The organism is Eggerthella sinensis, assembly GCF_003339815.1.
GTDB lineage: Bacteria > Actinomycetota > Coriobacteriia > Coriobacteriales > Eggerthellaceae > Eggerthella > Eggerthella sinensis.
The window spans coordinates 22,713-39,010 of record NZ_PPTT01000022.1; the positions used below are offsets into that span (position 1 = coordinate 22,713).

The window sequence follows — 16,298 nt, forward strand, 5'->3', positions numbered from 1 at the left end:
AAGGAAGGCCGCGGGAGGGAGTGCGGCCTTCCTTGTGGAGAGGGGTCGGGAATAATTGAGGTCGATGGCGCGAGCGTTACTTGACGGTACCGCCTGCGGCTATCTTGCCCGCCACGTAGCCATGGGTGAGCGCCATGCCGATGGAGCTGCCCGCAGCCGGCGTGGAGTAGGCGTTGCCGAAGCGCTGCCCCAGGCAGTTGCCCACGGCGTACAGCCCCTTGATGGGCGTCTTCAGGTCGGACCCCAACACGTTGAGGTCGTCGTTCGTCACGAGGCCGCACAGGCTGACCAGGCCCACGTAGCCGCGTCCCGTGTTGGGCTGTGCCGCGCCGAAGAACGGCGGGTTCTCGATGGCGTTCATGAACACGGCATCCTTGCCGAAGTCGGCATCCTCGCCGGCATGGCACAGCTCGTTGTAGTGCTCGATGGTGGCAAGCGCCTGCTTCTTCGCGTCCCCTTCGTAACCCAGATAGCCCAGCAACTCGTCGAGGGAGTCGGCGGCGTACACCTGGTCGGGCATCGTGTTGTCGTATTCGATCACGTACACGCCGTCCACGCTGACGCCTTCCGCACCCTTGCCCACGGCTGCTTGCATCTGCTCTTCCATGCGATCCATGATCTTGATGATGTCCACGCCCGCCGCGCCCCAGTTGGGCGAGAAGTGGTCGGTGGAACATTGCTTCATGGTGTCCATGTAGGTGGAGTCGCAGATGGTGGCCAGAATTCCGCGCGGCTGCTTGAGCGTGGTGGGCTTGATGTACGGCGTCATGGCCTCGTTCATGAAGCGCTTGCCGTAATCGTTGAGCCATAGAAACGGCGTGGCGCCCCACGGTCCTGCGTTGCCGCCGTTCGTGTTCATGCAGGGGCGCGGCGCCTGCTCGATGTAGCCGCCGGCCCAGCAGCCCAGCTTGTGCCCGGCACCCTTGCAGTTGCTCTCGCCGGTCATCTCCTCGCGCGGGATGTCGCAGCGCAGCGATTGCTCGTTGATGTCGGTGCACAGGTTCACTACCATGTCGGGGTTCGCGCCGAAGTCTCCCGTTGCGAGGATGACGCCCTTCTTTGCAGTGAAGCGCACGTATCCGTCTTTGCCCTTCGCCACAACGCCCGTGACATCGCCGGCATCGGTTTGCTCAAGAACGGTCACGTCGGTTTCGAAGAAGAATTCGGCCCCCAGTTTTTCGGCGGCATCTTTGCAGTACAGCGCGATTTCCGTCATGCGCGACACGCCCTCGCGCCCGCACACGGGGTTCGGGTTCTTCGTGCTGAGGTTCTGGATGGTGGTAGCCCACGACTGGAAGCCGCCGCGCGTGAACGGGTAGTCGCTGCCGTCGGGCATGTTGTAGGCCACCTGGATTTGCGCCTGGCCGGTTTCCAGGTCGAAGAGGTTGGAGGTGTCGGGAATCTGCGCCACGATGTTGTCCAGCATGTCGCCGGAGTTCGCCACGAACTTGCGGATGATCTCCGCGCTGACGCGCCCGCCGCCGCGTCGGATGAACTCGGCCACGATGTCGCCGGTCTTGTAAGGCCCGTACCCCTTTTCAATCAGCCACTGCGCGTTGAACGCGCAGATATCGTTGCCCAGTTGCGTCCACGTGGCTTCGGGCTGAATTTCCAGCACGGCCACCTTCGCGCCCTCTTGTGCCGCCGCGAGCGCGGCCTGCACGCCGGCGTTGCCGCCGCCGCACACGACGATGTCGAAGTCCTTCGTTGCCACGATGTCGCCCTCGTCGATGCTCGGCTTCTCGCCCAGCCAGTCTTCGGAGCATTCGTAGCCCTGAGGTTGCTTCGCGCCCGCGGCGGCCTCGGCGGGCGACGCACCGTCGGCCTGCTGCTGCGGCTGCGCGGGGCTGCAGCCGGCAAGCGCCGCGCCTCCTGCGGCAAGCGCGCCGGTTGCGAGGGCTCCCTTGAGGAAGTTCCTGCGATCCATGGTTTGCGTTTTCATGCTGCACATCCTTTCCTTGAGACGGGTGGCATCCGCGCTGACCGCGCCATGCGAAAAGGCGGGTTCGTCCCCGGCGGATACCGGTCGTTTCGATCGTCGCGCAGGGCGCACGCCCTGTCGCTATCCAACGAGGATGGTTCTTCGCCGCGGAACGTGCAGGCCTATCAAAAGTTGGTAGTTTTGCGTTAGAGGGGGTGTGGTAGTATCGTCTTTGTCGAGGGGCAGGGGAGGAATGACGGTGCGCGCTGTCGTGCGAAAGATGCCGCCCGTAGTGAGCGCGGCGTTCGTCGGATACGTCTTGTATTCCGTCTACGTCTGCATGACGTTTTACTCGCCTACCACCATTTCGTCCGTCGTGGAAATCGGCTATTTGCCGAAGGCGCTCTACCTGTTCTTCATCATCCTCGGGCGCATGATCGCGCTTGCCGCGATGGGGCTGATTCTCGCGCGTCGTCCGAAGCCGCTGCCGTTGGCCGCAACCGTGGCCGCGTCGGCAGCATGCGCGTTCGTGGGCTTTGCCATCATGGCGCTCGTCTTCCAGATGATGTCGGTTGTCGCGCTCGATGCCCTGCTGCCCTGGTTCTTCGCAAGCGGCATATGGATAGGCATGGGCGATGCGTTCGCCATCGTGCTGTGGTTCTCGTACGTGAGCGTGTTGGGCATCCGGCCGACGTACGTGTTCCTCGTGAGCGCCGCCGTGGTGAGCGCGGTGCTGTACTTCGGCAGCACGTTTCTACCCGCTCCGTTGCCGTGGATTGTGGCGGTGGCCGCGTTCTTCGGGTCGCTCGCGTGCTGCGCGTTCGCACTGAAGCGACGGGCAGGAGCTGCGGAAGCCGTGCGCGCGCAGGAATCACGCGCCGACCGGACGCCCGTGCGGCACCTGGCGCGGCCCTTGGTGGGCGTGGCGCTCATGGCCTTCATGGCGGGGCTTATGATGAACGTTGCCGGGCAGGAGCAAATCTCACTCGAGACGTATCAGTGGACGGCGTTCGTCATCATGTTCGGCCTGAACGGCGTGCTGCTGCTTCCGGCGCTCGTGGCGCCGCGTGCATTCAGCGTGCCGCGGCTGTACAAGTTCATCCTGCCGCTTTCGGCCCTGGGGTTTCTGCTGCTGCCGCTCGTGTGGGATGCGAGCGGGCGCGGTATGGTGAACTCGTTTGTCCAGGTTGGATTCACGTTTACGAACGTGATTTTCTACTGTCTCATCGCGGAGGAGTATCGCGCGGCGCACGCGTCGCCGCTCAAGGCGTTTTGCGTCATGCAGCTGGTGGTGATGGGCTCGAACTTCGCGGGGTTGTTCCTGGCGTTTTTCTGCATCGGGTATCTTGAGCCGGGCGATTTCATGCTCACGCTCACGGCGCTCGTAGCGGTGTATTTGATACTCACCGTCACGCTGCTGCTGTTCAAGGACAAGAATCTGGCGGGTACGGAGCATCGGCGAGTCGCGGCGGACGTCGCGGTCCCCGACGCGGCCGACCTCGCTCCCGACGTCGTCCCCGACGCCTTCGAACCCCTCGTTGAGCAGGCGCAGCTCTCGGCGCGCGAGCGCGAGGTGCTCGAGCACCTGCGGCAAGGACGCGCGCCGAAAACCATCGCCAAGCTGCTGTTCGTGTCCGAGAACACCGTGCGCTTCCACATCCGCAATATCTATCAGAAGTTCGAGGTGCACTCGCGCACCGAGCTCATGGAGTTGTTCGATGCCGACGTCGGCGCCGCGCAGGCGCAGACGCATGCGGACGGCGCGCCCCGCGCATAATGCTTGGCATTTCGGGCCGCTGCGCGTTGCGGCCTACATTTCTCGTGCGTGCGCACGCGGTGCGGAGTATGCTGGTGATCTCGCATTCCCTGCCGCTTTATTGCGGAAGAGCGGCGGGAGGCATATGCAATCGACAGAGAGAGGAGGCTCCATGCAGGAGCTGAATGACGAGCGCGTATTGTTTGCGTTCGACCGTGATCTGGAGCCCGCGTTGCGGGTGGCATCGGGGGAAACGGTGCGCATTCGCACGCAGGACTGTTTCGGCAACCAGGTGCAGACGCCCGAGGACGAGCTTGACGAGATCAACTGGGATCGCATCAACCCGGCCACCGGCCCGGTGTTCGTGGAGGGCGCGGTGCCCGGTGGCGCGCTCAAGGTGGTCATCGAGAACATCGAGCTCGACGGGCAAACCGCGTCGTGCACCGGCAAGGACGAGGGCGTGTGCGGCGACCGCTTCGACGCATGGAGCACGCACATCTGCGCCATCGAGGACGGCAAACTCGTGTGGAACGACAAGCTGTCCATCCCGCTCAACCCCATGATCGGTGTTATCGGCGTTGCGCCGGCCGGCCAGCCCGTGAACTGCGGCACGCCCGGCAGCCACGGCGGCAACATGGACAACACCGCCATCACCACGGGAGCCACGCTGTATTTCCCCGTGGCCGTGGAAGGCGCCCTGTTCGGCTGCGGCGACATGCACGCCGTCATGGGCGACGGCGAAGTGAGCGTTTCGGGCGCCGAGGTGGCGGGCTACGCCACCGTCACGCTCACGGCGCTGCCCGATCTGCAGCTGGTGGACCCCATCATCGAGAACGCCACGCATCTCGGCATCATCGCGTCGGCCGAATCGCTCGACGCCGCGGCCGACCGCGCCGTGCACGAGATGGTGGACCTGCTGCACGACCGCACAGGCGTTGGGGAAGACGAGCTGGTCATGCTGCTGTCGCTCGTCGCCGATGTGCAGGTGTGCCAGATGGTGGACCCGGAGAAAACCGTGCGCTTCATGGTGCCGAAGTACGTGCTGGACGCGCTTGGCTTCGCGCTGTAACGCATCCGCTCATTCGCCGGCGCGGTCGCCCCACGGCGGCCGCGCCGCCAACAACCAAAGGGGAACTTCATGACCGAAGAACAAAAGGCGGTCGCATCCGCCCACGACGCAGCCGGCTCCCGCGAATCCCTCCTGCAAACCGAAGCAGAGGCGAGCGAGGCCGCGCTCGAGGCGATGGGGTACAAACAGGAACTCAAGCGCGCCATGTCGGTGCCCGACATGCTGGTGTACGGCCTCATCTTCATGGTGCCCATCGCGCCGTTCGGCATCTACGGCGGCGTGTTCGGCGATTCCGGCGGCATGCCGGCCCTCGTGTACCTCGTGGGCATGATCGCCATGATTTTCACCGCGTTCTCATACGCGACGCTTTCGCAGGCGTTTCCCGTGTCCGGTTCGGTGTACGGCTACACGAGTCGCGGCATCAACAAGCCCGTCGGCTTCGTGACCGGCTGGACCATGCTGCTCGACTACCTGCTGGTTCCCACGCTGCTGTACGTGGTGGCCGCCCAGGCCATGAGCGGCATCGTGCCCGAGGTGCCCGCGCTCATCTGGGGCATTCTGTTCGTGGCCATCAACACGTTCGTCAACATCCGCGGCATCGAGCTCACCGTTATCGTCAACCGCGTGGCCGTGGTGTTGGAAATCCTCTGCCTGGCCGTGTTCGTCATCATGGGCGCCCTGTGGATTGCCACCGACCCGCTGTCCAACGGCTTCACCATCCAGCCGTTCTACAATCCCGAGACGTTCAACCCGGGCCTCGTCATGAGCGCCGTGTCGCTGGGCGTGCTGTCGTTCCTCGGGTTCGACGGCATCGCCACGCTGTCCGAGGAAGCGAAGGACGCGAAGAAGGGCCCGTCGAAGGCCATGGTGGGATCGCTCCTGATCGTGGGCTTCCTGTTCATGCTGCAGACGTACATCGCGGGCTGCATCAGCCCCGACGGCGCCGTGTTCGCAAGCGATCCCGACAACGCGTTCTATCTGGTGGCGGAAGTTGCCGGCGGCAAGTTCCTGTACGTGCTGTGCGCGCTGGCAACGGCCATCGCCTGGGGCATCTTCAACTCGCTGGCCGCGCAGACGGCCATCAGTCGCATCCTGTTCGCCATGAGCCGCGACGGCAACCTGCCGAAGGCGCTGGCGAAGGTGCACCCGAAGTACCAGACGCCCTACATCGCCGCCGCATTCGTGGGCGTGCTGTCGCTCATTCTCGTCATCGTGTTCGAGCAGCTGGGCATCGACGCCATCTCGCGCCTCGTGAACTTCGGCGCGCTCACGTCGTTCTGCGTGCTGCACGTGACGGTGGTCTGGCACTTCTTCATCAAGAACCGCGACGGCAAGGTGTTCACGCACCTCGTGCTGCCGCTGCTGGGCTTCATCATCGTGGGCTACACGTGGATCAGCCTCGACCCCGCGTCCAAAATCATGGGCGTCACCTGGGTCGTCGTGGGCATCGTGTACTACGTCGTGCTGCACAAGGTGATGAAGAAGAACGTCGACCTGGAGGTGTAGCGCCCCGCGTTTCGCCCCGCCGACCAACCGGTAACGGGACCGCAGCCCGTCGCCCGCCCCATCGTAGCGCGCCCCCCGGCGCGCTACGATGCGTTTTGGGGGCCGCTGTTGCGGCCTGCGAACGGTGGACGGAAGGAGCGCGCCATGGGCGATGCGGAAATGAAGGCGGTTGTCGTCGAGCACTTCGGTGGTCCCGAGGTGTTGCAGGCGCGCTCGGTGCCGATGCCCGTGCCCGGTGCCGGGGAAGTGCGTGTGCGCCTCATGGCGACGGGCGTGAACCCGGTGGAAACCTACATCCGCGCGGGCGCGTACGGCGCGGCGCCGTCGCTGCCATATGTCCCCGGAAATGACGGCGCGGGCATCGTGGATGCGGTGGGCGCGGGCGTCGAGAACGTGCAGGTGGGCGAGCGTGTGTTCGTCGCTGCCACGGGAGCGAAGCGCAACACGGGCACCTATGCCACCTCTGTGGTGTGCGACGCAGCCGCCGTCGGACGCTTGCCGCACGACGTGTCGTTCCAGCAAGGGGCCGGTATCGGCACGCCGGGGCTCGCCGCGGGCGACGCGCTGTTCGTGCGGGCGCGCGTGCAGCCAGGCGAAACCGTGCTCGTGCATGGTGCGAGTGGCGGCGTGGGCATGCTTGCTGTGCAGCTTGCGCACCGCATCGGATGCGTCGTGTACGGTACTGCCGGTGATGAGCGCGGTCGCACGCTCGTCGAGCGGCTGGGTGCCGTGCGCGCGTTCGATCACCATGCGGAGGGCTATCTGGACGAGATTCTCGAAGCGACCGACGGACGTGGCGTCGATGCGGTGCTCGACATGGCGGCGCACGCGAATCTCATGAAAGATGTGCGCATCACGCACACGCGCGGTCGCATTGTTGTGGTGGGCAGCCGCGGCTCCCTCGATTTCGACCCGCGCACGCTCATGAGCAACGACTTGGACGTGCGCGGCATGAACGTGAACAACTTGCGTCCGGACGAGTTCAACCTGGTCATGCACGCGTTGGAGGCAGCGCTTGCGGGTGGCATGCGCGTGGTGGTGGCCCAGGCGTTCCCGCTTGCGAACGCCGCAGAGGCGCATCGTGCCGTGGAAGCGCGCGGCAAGGACGGCAAGATTATCCTTGTGGCCGAAGTCGGCGCCCGCGACGGGAGGGCCGATGCATGATCTACCTCACCGGTGACACCCACGGCAGCTATCGTCACGTGCGCCGCTTCGTCGCGGAGCATGATTTGGGGCCCGCCGACGTGCTCATCTGCCTGGGCGATACCGGCTTCGACTATTTCAACGACGAGCGCGACGCTCAGATCAAGGACAAGGCCGACCGCATGGGCATCACGCTGCTCTGCATTCGCGGCAATCACGATCGCAACCCCGCATCGCTGCCCAGCTACCACCTCATTCCGTGGCGCGGCGGCGAGGTCTACTGCGACGACCGCTGGCCCTCCATCCTGTTCGCGCGCGACGGCAGCGTGTTCGACCTCGAGGGCCGCGCCACCGTCGCCATCGGCGGGGCCTACAGCGTGGACAAGGCGTATCGCCTGGCCAAAGGGTACGCATGGTTTTCCGACGAGCAGCTCACGCTCGACGAGATGCATGCGGTCGAGCAAGCGCTCGCCGCCCGCGACTGGCGTGTCGATACCGTGCTCTCGCACACCTGCCCCGCGGCGTTCGTGCCCCAAGAGGCGCTCCTTGCCGGCGTCGATCAAAGCACCGTCGACACCGCCATGGAAGACTGGCTCCAAACCATCGAGGATCGCCTCGACTACCGCCGATGGTACTGCGGCCACTTCCACATAGAAAAGCAGGAGGGCTCCCTCCGCATCGTGCACCACGATATCCTCGAGTTCTAGCAGTGGCCGCCCCGCTCGGGGCTGCATCCCCCTACAGCAGCCCGCACACCTTGCCCAGCAAGGGCTCGAAGCTGACGCCGCGGTCGCGGAAGTCGGGCTGCTCGGCGCTCACCAGCATGGCGTCGTGCACGAAGTCGCCGGCGAACGTGACGGCCTCCTCGAGCGAGCGGCCCGCCATGACGGCGGCCAACAGGCAGGACGCGTACACGTCGCCCGTGCCGTGCAGCATGTAGGGCAGGTACTCGTTGTGCACTTCGAACAGCTCGCAGTCCTCGCCGCCCACGAAGTTGCGGATGCACGTCTCGCCTTCGCGCTGGATGCCCTTGAGCACCACATGCTTCGCGCCCTTCGCCACGAGGGCGTCCACCAGGCGCGCCGCCTCCTCGTCGGAGATGTCGGTACCGGCCCAGTCGTCGCCGATGGGCTCGCCCAGAATGATGGCGGCCTCGGTGAGGTTCGGCGTGAGGATGTCGGCGCCGCAGGCAAGCTCGGCCATGGCGTCGCACAGCTCCGGCGTGTACGTGGGGTACACCTTGCCGTGGTCGGCCATCACGGGATCGACCACGCGCAGCGCGTTCGGGTACGTCGCGTAGAGGTCGCGGATGCGCTCCACCTGCTCGGGCGCGCCCAAGAAGCCGGAGTACACGGCGTCGATTTCCACGCCGATGCCCTTCCACGCGTTCAGGTAGTCCGCCAGGATGTCGGTGGTGTCGTGCATGTACCAGCCGGGGAAGGCGGTGTGCGACGAGAACAGGCCCGTCGGCACGGGGCACACGTCGCAGCCGGCGGCCGACAGCACGGGGATGGCCACGCCGAGCGAGCACTTGCCGTAGCCGCACAAATCGTGCACGGCGGCGACGCGGGGGATGTACGCTCCTTCGCGGTGGTACAGATGCGTTTCGGCTTCGTTCATGGGTGCCTTCCTTTCGGGGTTGACTGCGAACCGCCCAACGCCAGCTTCTCCGAAAACTGTGTGCTGGGTGTGCGGGAAAATTTACGGCTTGAAAACAGGAGCGCGCAGCTCAAAGCCGCGCGCGGTGGGGAAACAAGCGGAGCGATTCCGCGCTTGAAAGCGGTTCGAAAACCGCGCATTGCGCGCGGTTTCGCCACCGTCTGACGCGGACCCGAAGCTGCTACTTGTCGTCCTCGTCGTCGTCGAAGAAAGACCAATCGTCCTCGTCAGGCTCATGATTCGCGAACGTCTTGCGCGTCCGTCGCTCCATGATGACGCAGGCGATCAAGCTGAGCACCAAGCCTATTCCAACCAGGCATCCGATGCCGGCGTATGTCTCGAAGAGAAAGTGGTACAGCGCACCAAAATCCATGATTACCTCGTTACTCTAACTCGTCCCATCACCATTGCCACAGAACGTTTGCATTTCAGCGTTAGAGTATACTATGTCGGGCCGATTCGCTACGGGTCGGATTTTGATATTCCTTTATTCTTTACGTGCGCCGAAGAAGGGCAAGTACATGCGCGCTGTGAACAGGGATAAGCAGAAACGACGCATAGCCGCAACCATAGCAATCGTCGCCGTCGTTGCGGCGGTGGTGACGACCGTGCTCGGCCTGACATCCTTCATAGATCAAAAACTGAATCAAAGCGCCGAGCAACAGGTGGTGACGTTCACGGAGCAAACGGCGGCCAACGTGGCCGATCGCATGTTCATGTCGCAAAACGCCCTGGCTGCATTCACCGTGCAAACCGACGACCCCGACCTCATCGTGCCGGCGCTCAAGTCGTTCGAGGAGGAAAACCGGTTCGAGAACGCCGCGTTCGTGAACATGGCCGGCGAAGGGCGCCGCTCGGACGGCTCGTCGTTCTCCGTGAGCGATTTGACGCAGCCCGAAACGGCCCTTTCCGCAGAAGGCAGATCGTATTCCGACACGTTCGTCAACGAAAACGGCTCCCGCGTGCGCCTCGCCCAAACGCCGCTGTACATCGACGGGCAGCAGGTGGGCGCGCTGTACGTCCAAATTCCGCTGTCGCTGTTCTCCATGCCGCGTCAGCTGGACATGTTCGACGGCCGGGGCTACTTCATGCTGTTCGTGGGCGGCACGGGCGAAGTGCTGGTCCCGCCGACGGACGACACGAAAACGCCGGTGTCCGTCGGCACCTCCCTGTATACGTTCCTCGACGAGGCATCGCACTTCAGCCAGGGCAACGTAACCGACTTCGGCGTCACGGCGGACATGGCTTTGCAGGTGATGCAGTCGCGTCCCGACAACGATTTGTCCAGCTTGAAGGACGTGGTGGCGAACGGGCAGGTGGGACTCATCACGCTGCCGGTCGACGGCAAGGCGAGCTACGTGTGCGTGGCGCCCGTGGGCGAGGGGTACTGGTACGTGTGCAACGTCGTGCCGGTGGAGAACGTGCTCGCGGAAGCCGCGGTGGTCACCACCACGTTCGAAGCCGTGTTCGCCATCATCTTCGCCTGCCTCGTGGTGGTAGCGCTCCTCATGTTCGGCGCGTACCGTCGGCGCCTGCGCGAGCAGAACGTGGCCATGATGGAGCAGCTTTACGAAGCCATGTCCGACAGCATCGAGATGGCGGTGAACCTGTATTCGCCCGCCGATCACAAGGTGACGCCCATCGTGGCGAAGGCCGTGAAAATCATCGGCTACCGCCTGGACGACTTCCTGAAAAACGAGCAGCTGGCCGACGTCATCCGGCTTTCGCCCGAGGGCGTGTCGCTGTTCAACCGCATCCGCGCGGGCGAGGTCACCGGCTTCGAGCAGGGCGAATTCTCGTTCCGCAGCAAGCAGACCGGCAAGGAATGCTGGGCGGCCTACTCGGTGAAACCGCTCGAGTACGACGGCAAGCCGCAGCTGCTCGTGGTTATGCGCGACGTGACGGCAAGCAAGGAAATCCAGCTGTCCATGAAGGACGCGATGGACGTCGCCGAGGCGGCGAACGCGGCGAAATCCGAGTTCCTCTCGCGCATGAGCCACGAGATTCGCACGCCCATGAACGTGATCATCGGCATGCTGCAAATTGCGCGCGGCAGCGTGGACGACAGCGAGAAGGTGGAGGTGAGCTTGGCGAAAATCGGCAACGCGTCCGATCATCTGCTGGGCCTCATCAACGACGTGCTGGACATCTCGAAAATCGAGAACGGCAAGATGACCCTGGCCAGCGAACCCTTCCGCCTGAGCTACCTGCTGTCGCACGTCATCACCGCCATCCGCATGCAATGCGAGCAGCGCGACCAGGAATTCTCGGTGGTCATACCCAGCTGCGCCGAAGCCGTGTTCGTCGGCGACCCCGTGCGCCTCAAGCAGCTGTTGCTCAACCTGCTGACGAACGCCGTGAAGTACACGCCGCGCGGCGGCCACATTCGCTTCGAGACGTCGGTGGGAACGGGCGCCGCCATGGGGTATCGCCGGGTGACGTTCGTGGTGTCCGACGACGGCATCGGCATGTCCGAGGAGTTCAAAGAGCGCATCTTCGAGCCGTTCACCATGGAAGGCCGCTCGCGCGAGCAGGGCACGGGCCTCGGCATGCCCATCGTGAAGAACATCGTCACCATGATGGCCGGTGACATTTCCGTCGAGTCGTCCATGGGCCACGGCACCACGTTCACCGTGTCGTTCAACCTGCGCATTGCGCTTGAAGCCGAGCGTATCGTCTTCGAAGAGGAAGAAGACGTCGAGGGCGACATCGAAACGGTTGCCGCGGAAAGCTCGGCGCTTGCCGCCATGGCCGCCGAGATGCACGCCGACGAAGCGCGCGGGCGCCGCTCGAAGCCCGTGTCGGCCTACGCGTCCGCCATGCCCGGTGCGCCGCGCGCCCTCGATCGCACCGAGTTCGAGGGGCTGCGCGTGCTGCTTGCCGAGGACAACGACCTCAATGCCGAAATAGCGTGCGAGCTGCTGTCGGAGGCGGGCCTCGTGGTGGAGCGCGCGTGCGACGGCGCCGAGGCGTGCGCCCTGTTCGAGGCGTCGCCCGTCGGGCACTTCGAGGCCATCCTCATGGACGTGCAGATGCCGAACATGAACGGCTACGACGCTACGCGCCACATCCGCGCGCTCGAACGCGAAGACGCTCGCGTGGTGCCCATCATCGCCATGTCGGCCAACGCGTTCGCCGAAGACGTGAGCGCCTCGCTTGCGAGCGGCATGGACGCGCACCTGTCGAAACCCATCGACATGCGGCGCGTGCTCGCCACCATCATCAAGTTCGTCCGCAAGCGCTACGGCGTGGGCGAGGGCGAAGGCGCCGGTGCGGACACGACCGGCGACGGCGCGGGCGGGGGTGTGCCGAGCTGACGGAACATGCCGAGGACGTGAAGGTGTGATGGCGTCCGCCGCCCGTGAGGTATACTAGTGAGATTACCGTATCCCATCGTGAAGGAGCGCGACTATGCTCGACGTCAAATTTGTCCGCGACAACCAAGAAGCCGTCGCCGAGGCGATGAAGAACCGCCACGCTTCGTGGGACGCGTCGCGCTTCTCCGAGCTCGATGAGACCCGCCGCGCCGCCATCGCGAAGGAAGAAGCCCTGCAGGCCGAGCGCAACGCCGCGTCGAAGTCCATCGGCGCTATGATGGCCGCCGGTCAGAAGGACGAGGCCGAAGCCGCCAAGGAGCGCGTGCGCGCCATCAACGACGAGCTTGCCGTCATCGGCAAGGAGCGCGAAGCCGCCGACGCCGCACTCAACGAGCTCATGATGAGCACGCCGAACATACCGGCCGATTCCACGCCCGTCGGCGACGACGAGGACGACAACCCCGAAGTGCGCCGCTGGGGCACGCCGCGCGACTTCGCCGCGGAAGGCTTCGAGTCCAAGCCGCACTGGGACTTGGGCACCGACCTGGGCATCATCGACTTCGAGCGCGGCGTGAAGCTGGCCAAGAGCCGCTTCTACCTGCTGGGCGGCCTCGGCGCGCGCCTCGAGCGCTCGCTCATCAACTTCATGGCCGACACGCACGCCAGCCGCGGCTACAAGGAATGGTGGTGCCCGGCCATGGCCAATGCCACCACCCTCACGGGCACGGGTCAGCTGCCGAAGTTCGAGGAAGACCTGTTCAAGACCACGAACGGTCTGTACCTCATCCCCACGGCCGAAGTGCAGCTCACCAACATCCACGCCGGCGAGGTGCTCGACGCCAGCCAGCTGCCGCTCAAGTACTGCGCGTTCACGCCGTGCTTCCGCGAGGAGGCCGGCAGTGCCGGTCGCGACACGCGCGGCATCATCCGCGTGCACCAGTTCAGCAAGGTGGAGATGGTGAAGTTCGCCAAGCCGGAGGAAAGCTTCGACGACCTCGAGGGCATGGTGGCCGACGCCGAGAACATCCTGCAAAAGCTGGGCCTGCCGTACCGCGTGATCAGCCTGTGCACGGGCGACATCGGCTTCTCCGCCGCCAAGACGTACGACCTCGAAGTGTGGCTGCCGTCGTACAACGGCTACAAGGAAATCTCGTCCTGCTCGGTGTGCACCGACTTCCAGGCGCGCCGCGCGAACATCAAGTACCGCGACCCCGAGAACTTCAAGGGCTCGCGCTACGTCCACACGCTCAACGGCAGCGGCTTGGCCGTGGGCCGCACGATGGCCGCCATCATCGAGAACTACCAGCAGCCCGACGGCACCATCAAGGTGCCCGACGTGCTGGTGCCCTACATGGGCGGCGTCGAGGTCATCGCGCCCGAGTAGCGGCAGGCGAAACCGACACCAATCAGGGAATCAAGCGTGACAACGAAGCGTAAACGGACCAAAGAATCGAATAAGGCTGTTGCACCTGCGGTGGACGCCGCGCCCGCGACGGACGCATCGCCCGAGAAGCGCGAGAGCCGTCGCGGCGCGCAGCCGACGCCCCGCAAGCGCCGATGGCCCCTCATCGTGGTGGGAACGCTGCTTGCCATCGTGCTGCTGGTGGTGGGCATTTTCTCGTGGGATCGCTGGCTGCGCTACGACGATGCGGCTGAGTTCCAGGGCGAATGGCAAACGCACGGCACCACGGCCGTCGTGGTCATCGATGGCGAAACCATCAAGCTGGCCGAAGACGTGGCGTATGCCTACACCCTCGACACGGGCGCGAAAACCATCACGTTCAAGTTCGGGAACATGGAAGGCGCGGGCCGCTATCGCTTCTCGCTCGATCGCTCGCAGCTGGTGATCACCGACGGCGACGGCTACTCGTGGTTCTCCACGCTCACCGACGACATCGCCTGGCAGTTCGACCAGCTCGTGCGCGCTATCCAGGGCCAACCGCAGGCCGAGCCGCCGTCAAACGACGAGGCCACCGTGCTCGATCGCCTGTCGCACGACGCATCGGCCACGCCGCAGACCGGCACGCCCGTCGAGCCCGAGCCGGAGCCGACGCCCGAGCCTGAGCCGGAGCCGACCACGCCCGAGTCCACGCCCGAGTCCACCGACGGCAACGCCGACGCGAACGCCGGCGACAACAAGGATGCGAACTCCGGCGACAACAAGGACGACGCCGGCACCTCGAGTACCCCCAGCGGCGTGTTCGACGTGAGCGACCTGCCCGCATGAGCGACGCGCCCGTCCCTCGTGCGGCTCCGCTGACCGTCGAGCGGCTCACCGTGCGCGCCGATCGCCTCGTGTGCGAGGTGGCGGTCGCGCCTACGGCCCCGCGCTCCACGTCGCCCGAGCTGCTCGCCCGCGTGTGCGCCGCGCGCCCCCATCTTCCGCTCCATGCCTGCGTGAACGAGGAGGGCGACACCTTCGCCGCGGTCATGGACCACACGTCGCTGCCGCATCTGCTCGAGCACCTCGTCATCGACATGCAAGCGCAGGCGGTATCCGACGCGAACGCCGTGTTCGTGGGAACCACCGAGTGGATCGACGAATTTGCCGGTCGCGCCCGCATCGAAGTGAGTTTCACCGACGATTTGGTCGCTTTACGGGCTTTTCGAGATGCGATTGCGTTTCTCAACAATACGGTGGTACTCTGACTGCCATGACTTCAGCACACCTGACATTCGACCAGACGAGCGATAGAATCGCTGAACGCGTCGTCAAGATGCGTTCTTCCGCTGTGCGCGATTTGTTTGCCGCTGCTTCGAATCCCAACATCATTTCCCTGTCCGGCGGCATGCCCGACGTCTCGCTGCTTCCACAGGCTGCCATTCGCAAAGCCACGCGAGCGGCCTGCGACGACGAGCGCGCGGTGGCGTTGCAGTACGGCTCCACCGACGGTCGCGTTGAGACGAAGCGCGTGTTCTGCGACCTCATGCGCGATATCGGCGTGCGTGCCAAGCCCGAGAACATCATGATCACGACGGGCGCGCAGGAAGCGCTCGACCTCATCGCCAAGACGTTCGTCAATCCGGGCGACATCGTGCTTGCCGAAGGCCCCACGTACCTCGGCGCGCTGCAGGCGTTCTCCGCGTACGAGCCCGACGTGCGCTGCATCCCCTTCGACGGCGAAGGCATGCGCATGGACCTGCTCGAGGAAGAGCTCGAGCGCATCGGCAAGGGGAATCCCAAGCTCAAGTTCCTCTACACCATTCCGAACTTCCAGAACCCCGGCGGCGTCACCATGTCGCCCGCCCGTCGCAAGCGCCTGTTGGAGCTGTCCGACGAGTACGGGTTCATGGTGGTGGAAGACGATCCCTACGGCCGCCTGCGCTACGAAGGCGGCCACGTGCTGCCCCTCAAGGCGCTGTCCGACGACGTCATCTACCTGGGCACCGTGTCGAAGGTGTTCGCGCCCGGCCTGCGTACCGGCTGGATCGTGGCGCCGAAGCACGTGCTGGCGAAGATCAACCTCGTCAAGCAGGGCACCGACCTGTGCGGCAGCGCGTTCAACCAGGTGGTGGTGGAACACTACTTCACCGACACCCCGTGGCAGAAGACGCTGCAAACGTTCGTGAAAACGTACCACACGCGGCGCGACGCCATGTTGGCCGCGCTCGAAGAATACTTCCCGCCCGAGGCGACGTGGACCCATCCCGAAGGCGGCTTCTTCGTGTGGGTGACGCTACCCGCCTACGTGGACACGGGTTCCATGCTGAGCGTGGCGTTGGAAAACGGCGTGACGTACACGCCGGGCGACGGCTTCTTCCCCGATGGCACGAGCGGCAAGAACTGCATGCGCATCGCGTTCTGCTTCGAGAGCCCCGAGAACCTCACGGAAGCCGTGCGCCGCCTGGCCGCCGTCATCGAAGAACGCCTGGAACTCTACCGCGCCTTCATTCAAGCCGGCGCGATCAAGCCCGAATAACAACCAT

At 64.8% G+C, this 16,298-nt stretch carries 13 protein-coding genes; 10 read left to right on the forward strand and 3 right to left on the reverse strand.

Going from position 1 to position 16,298, the window contains the following annotated elements; all coding sequences use genetic code 11:
• Positions 1-76: 76 nt before the first annotated feature.
• Positions 77-1,942, reverse strand: coding sequence for an FAD-binding protein (locus C1876_RS12160; RefSeq protein ID WP_158544684.1), 1,866 nt, complete (start codon positions 1,940-1,942; stop codon positions 77-79).
• A gap of 232 nt (positions 1,943-2,174) precedes the next feature.
• On the opposite strand from C1876_RS12160, the gene C1876_RS12165 reads away from it, so the two are divergent.
• The 5 genes from C1876_RS12165 (at position 2,175) to C1876_RS12185 (ending at position 8,102) form a co-directional block, all read left to right on the forward strand.
• Complete coding sequence (locus tag C1876_RS12165) at positions 2,175-3,698, forward strand: helix-turn-helix transcriptional regulator (protein WP_114546995.1); 1,524 nt, start codon at positions 2,175-2,177, stop codon at positions 3,696-3,698.
• Positions 3,699-3,849: 151 nt separating this feature from the next.
• Positions 3,850-4,746, forward strand: coding sequence for an acetamidase/formamidase family protein (locus C1876_RS12170; protein WP_114546996.1), 897 nt, complete (start codon positions 3,850-3,852; stop codon positions 4,744-4,746).
• A 69-nt stretch (positions 4,747-4,815) separates the two neighbouring features.
• A complete protein-coding gene (locus C1876_RS12175; RefSeq protein WP_114546997.1) occupies positions 4,816-6,252 on the forward strand; it encodes an APC family permease in 1,437 nt (478 codons plus the stop codon).
• Positions 6,253-6,396: 144 nt separating this feature from the next.
• Positions 6,397-7,416, forward strand: coding sequence for an NADPH:quinone reductase (locus tag C1876_RS12180; protein WP_244910138.1), 1,020 nt, complete (start codon positions 6,397-6,399; stop codon positions 7,414-7,416).
• Positions 7,413-8,102, forward strand: a complete 690-nt coding sequence (locus C1876_RS12185; RefSeq protein ID WP_114546998.1) for a metallophosphoesterase family protein — start codon at positions 7,413-7,415, stop codon at positions 8,100-8,102. Before C1876_RS12180 ends, C1876_RS12185 begins: the two co-directional genes overlap by 4 nt.
• 31 nt (positions 8,103-8,133) lie before the next feature.
• On the opposite strand, the gene C1876_RS12190 is transcribed toward C1876_RS12185, so the two are convergent.
• Positions 8,134-9,015: a PfkB family carbohydrate kinase gene (locus C1876_RS12190; RefSeq protein WP_114546999.1), complete on the reverse strand. Its 882-nt coding sequence runs from the start codon at positions 9,013-9,015 to the stop codon at positions 8,134-8,136.
• A gap of 220 nt (positions 9,016-9,235) precedes the next feature.
• A complete protein-coding gene (locus C1876_RS12195; protein WP_114547000.1) occupies positions 9,236-9,427 on the reverse strand; it encodes a DUF6724 family protein in 192 nt (63 codons plus the stop codon).
• 148 nt (positions 9,428-9,575) lie between these two features.
• Here C1876_RS12195 and C1876_RS12200 point away from each other — a divergent pair, with 148 nt between their 5' ends.
• The 5 genes from C1876_RS12200 to C1876_RS12220 all read left to right on the forward strand — a co-directional run bounded on the left by C1876_RS12200 (position 9,576) and on the right by C1876_RS12220 (position 16,291).
• Positions 9,576-12,371: a PAS domain-containing hybrid sensor histidine kinase/response regulator gene (locus tag C1876_RS12200; RefSeq protein WP_114547001.1), complete on the forward strand. Its 2,796-nt coding sequence runs from the start codon at positions 9,576-9,578 to the stop codon at positions 12,369-12,371.
• 94 nt (positions 12,372-12,465) lie between these two features.
• Positions 12,466-13,755 (forward strand): serine--tRNA ligase, encoded by a 1,290-nt coding sequence (serS, locus tag C1876_RS12205; protein ID WP_114547002.1) that lies wholly within the window; start codon positions 12,466-12,468, stop codon positions 13,753-13,755.
• Between the two features lie 36 nt (positions 13,756-13,791).
• A complete protein-coding gene (locus C1876_RS12210; protein ID WP_244910139.1) occupies positions 13,792-14,598 on the forward strand; it encodes a hypothetical protein in 807 nt (268 codons plus the stop codon).
• A complete protein-coding gene (locus tag C1876_RS12215; protein WP_114547003.1) occupies positions 14,595-15,020 on the forward strand; it encodes a cyanophycin synthetase family protein in 426 nt (141 codons plus the stop codon). Before C1876_RS12210 ends, C1876_RS12215 begins: the two co-directional genes overlap by 4 nt.
• A gap of 83 nt (positions 15,021-15,103) precedes the next feature.
• Positions 15,104-16,291: an aminotransferase-like domain-containing protein gene (locus C1876_RS12220; protein ID WP_244910140.1), complete on the forward strand. Its 1,188-nt coding sequence runs from the start codon at positions 15,104-15,106 to the stop codon at positions 16,289-16,291.
• The last annotated feature ends 7 nt before the right edge of the window (positions 16,292-16,298 follow it).

What these genes read in the sequence shown, in the direction of transcription:
- C1876_RS12175 (WP_114546997.1), top strand. Translation starts at nt 4,816, where the DNA reads ATGACCGAAGAACAAAAGGCGGTCGCATCCGCCCACGACGCAGCCGGC.
- serS (WP_114547002.1), top strand. Translation starts at nt 12,466, where the DNA reads ATGCTCGACGTCAAATTTGTCCGCGACAACCAAGAAGCCGTCGCCGAG.
- C1876_RS12160 (WP_158544684.1), bottom strand. Translation starts at nt 1,942, where the DNA reads ATGAAAACGCAAACCATGGATCGCAGGAACTTCCTCAAGGGAGCCCTC.
- C1876_RS12170 (WP_114546996.1), top strand. Translation starts at nt 3,850, where the DNA reads ATGCAGGAGCTGAATGACGAGCGCGTATTGTTTGCGTTCGACCGTGAT.
- C1876_RS12200 (WP_114547001.1), top strand. Translation starts at nt 9,576, where the DNA reads ATGCGCGCTGTGAACAGGGATAAGCAGAAACGACGCATAGCCGCAACC.
- C1876_RS12215 (WP_114547003.1), top strand. Translation starts at nt 14,595, where the DNA reads ATGAGCGACGCGCCCGTCCCTCGTGCGGCTCCGCTGACCGTCGAGCGG.
- C1876_RS12190 (WP_114546999.1), bottom strand. Translation starts at nt 9,015, where the DNA reads ATGAACGAAGCCGAAACGCATCTGTACCACCGCGAAGGAGCGTACATC.
- C1876_RS12185 (WP_114546998.1), top strand. Translation starts at nt 7,413, where the DNA reads ATGATCTACCTCACCGGTGACACCCACGGCAGCTATCGTCACGTGCGC.
- C1876_RS12165 (WP_114546995.1), top strand. Translation starts at nt 2,175, where the DNA reads ATGACGGTGCGCGCTGTCGTGCGAAAGATGCCGCCCGTAGTGAGCGCG.
- C1876_RS12195 (WP_114547000.1), bottom strand. Translation starts at nt 9,427, where the DNA reads ATGGATTTTGGTGCGCTGTACCACTTTCTCTTCGAGACATACGCCGGC.
- C1876_RS12180 (WP_244910138.1), top strand. Translation starts at nt 6,397, where the DNA reads ATGGGCGATGCGGAAATGAAGGCGGTTGTCGTCGAGCACTTCGGTGGT.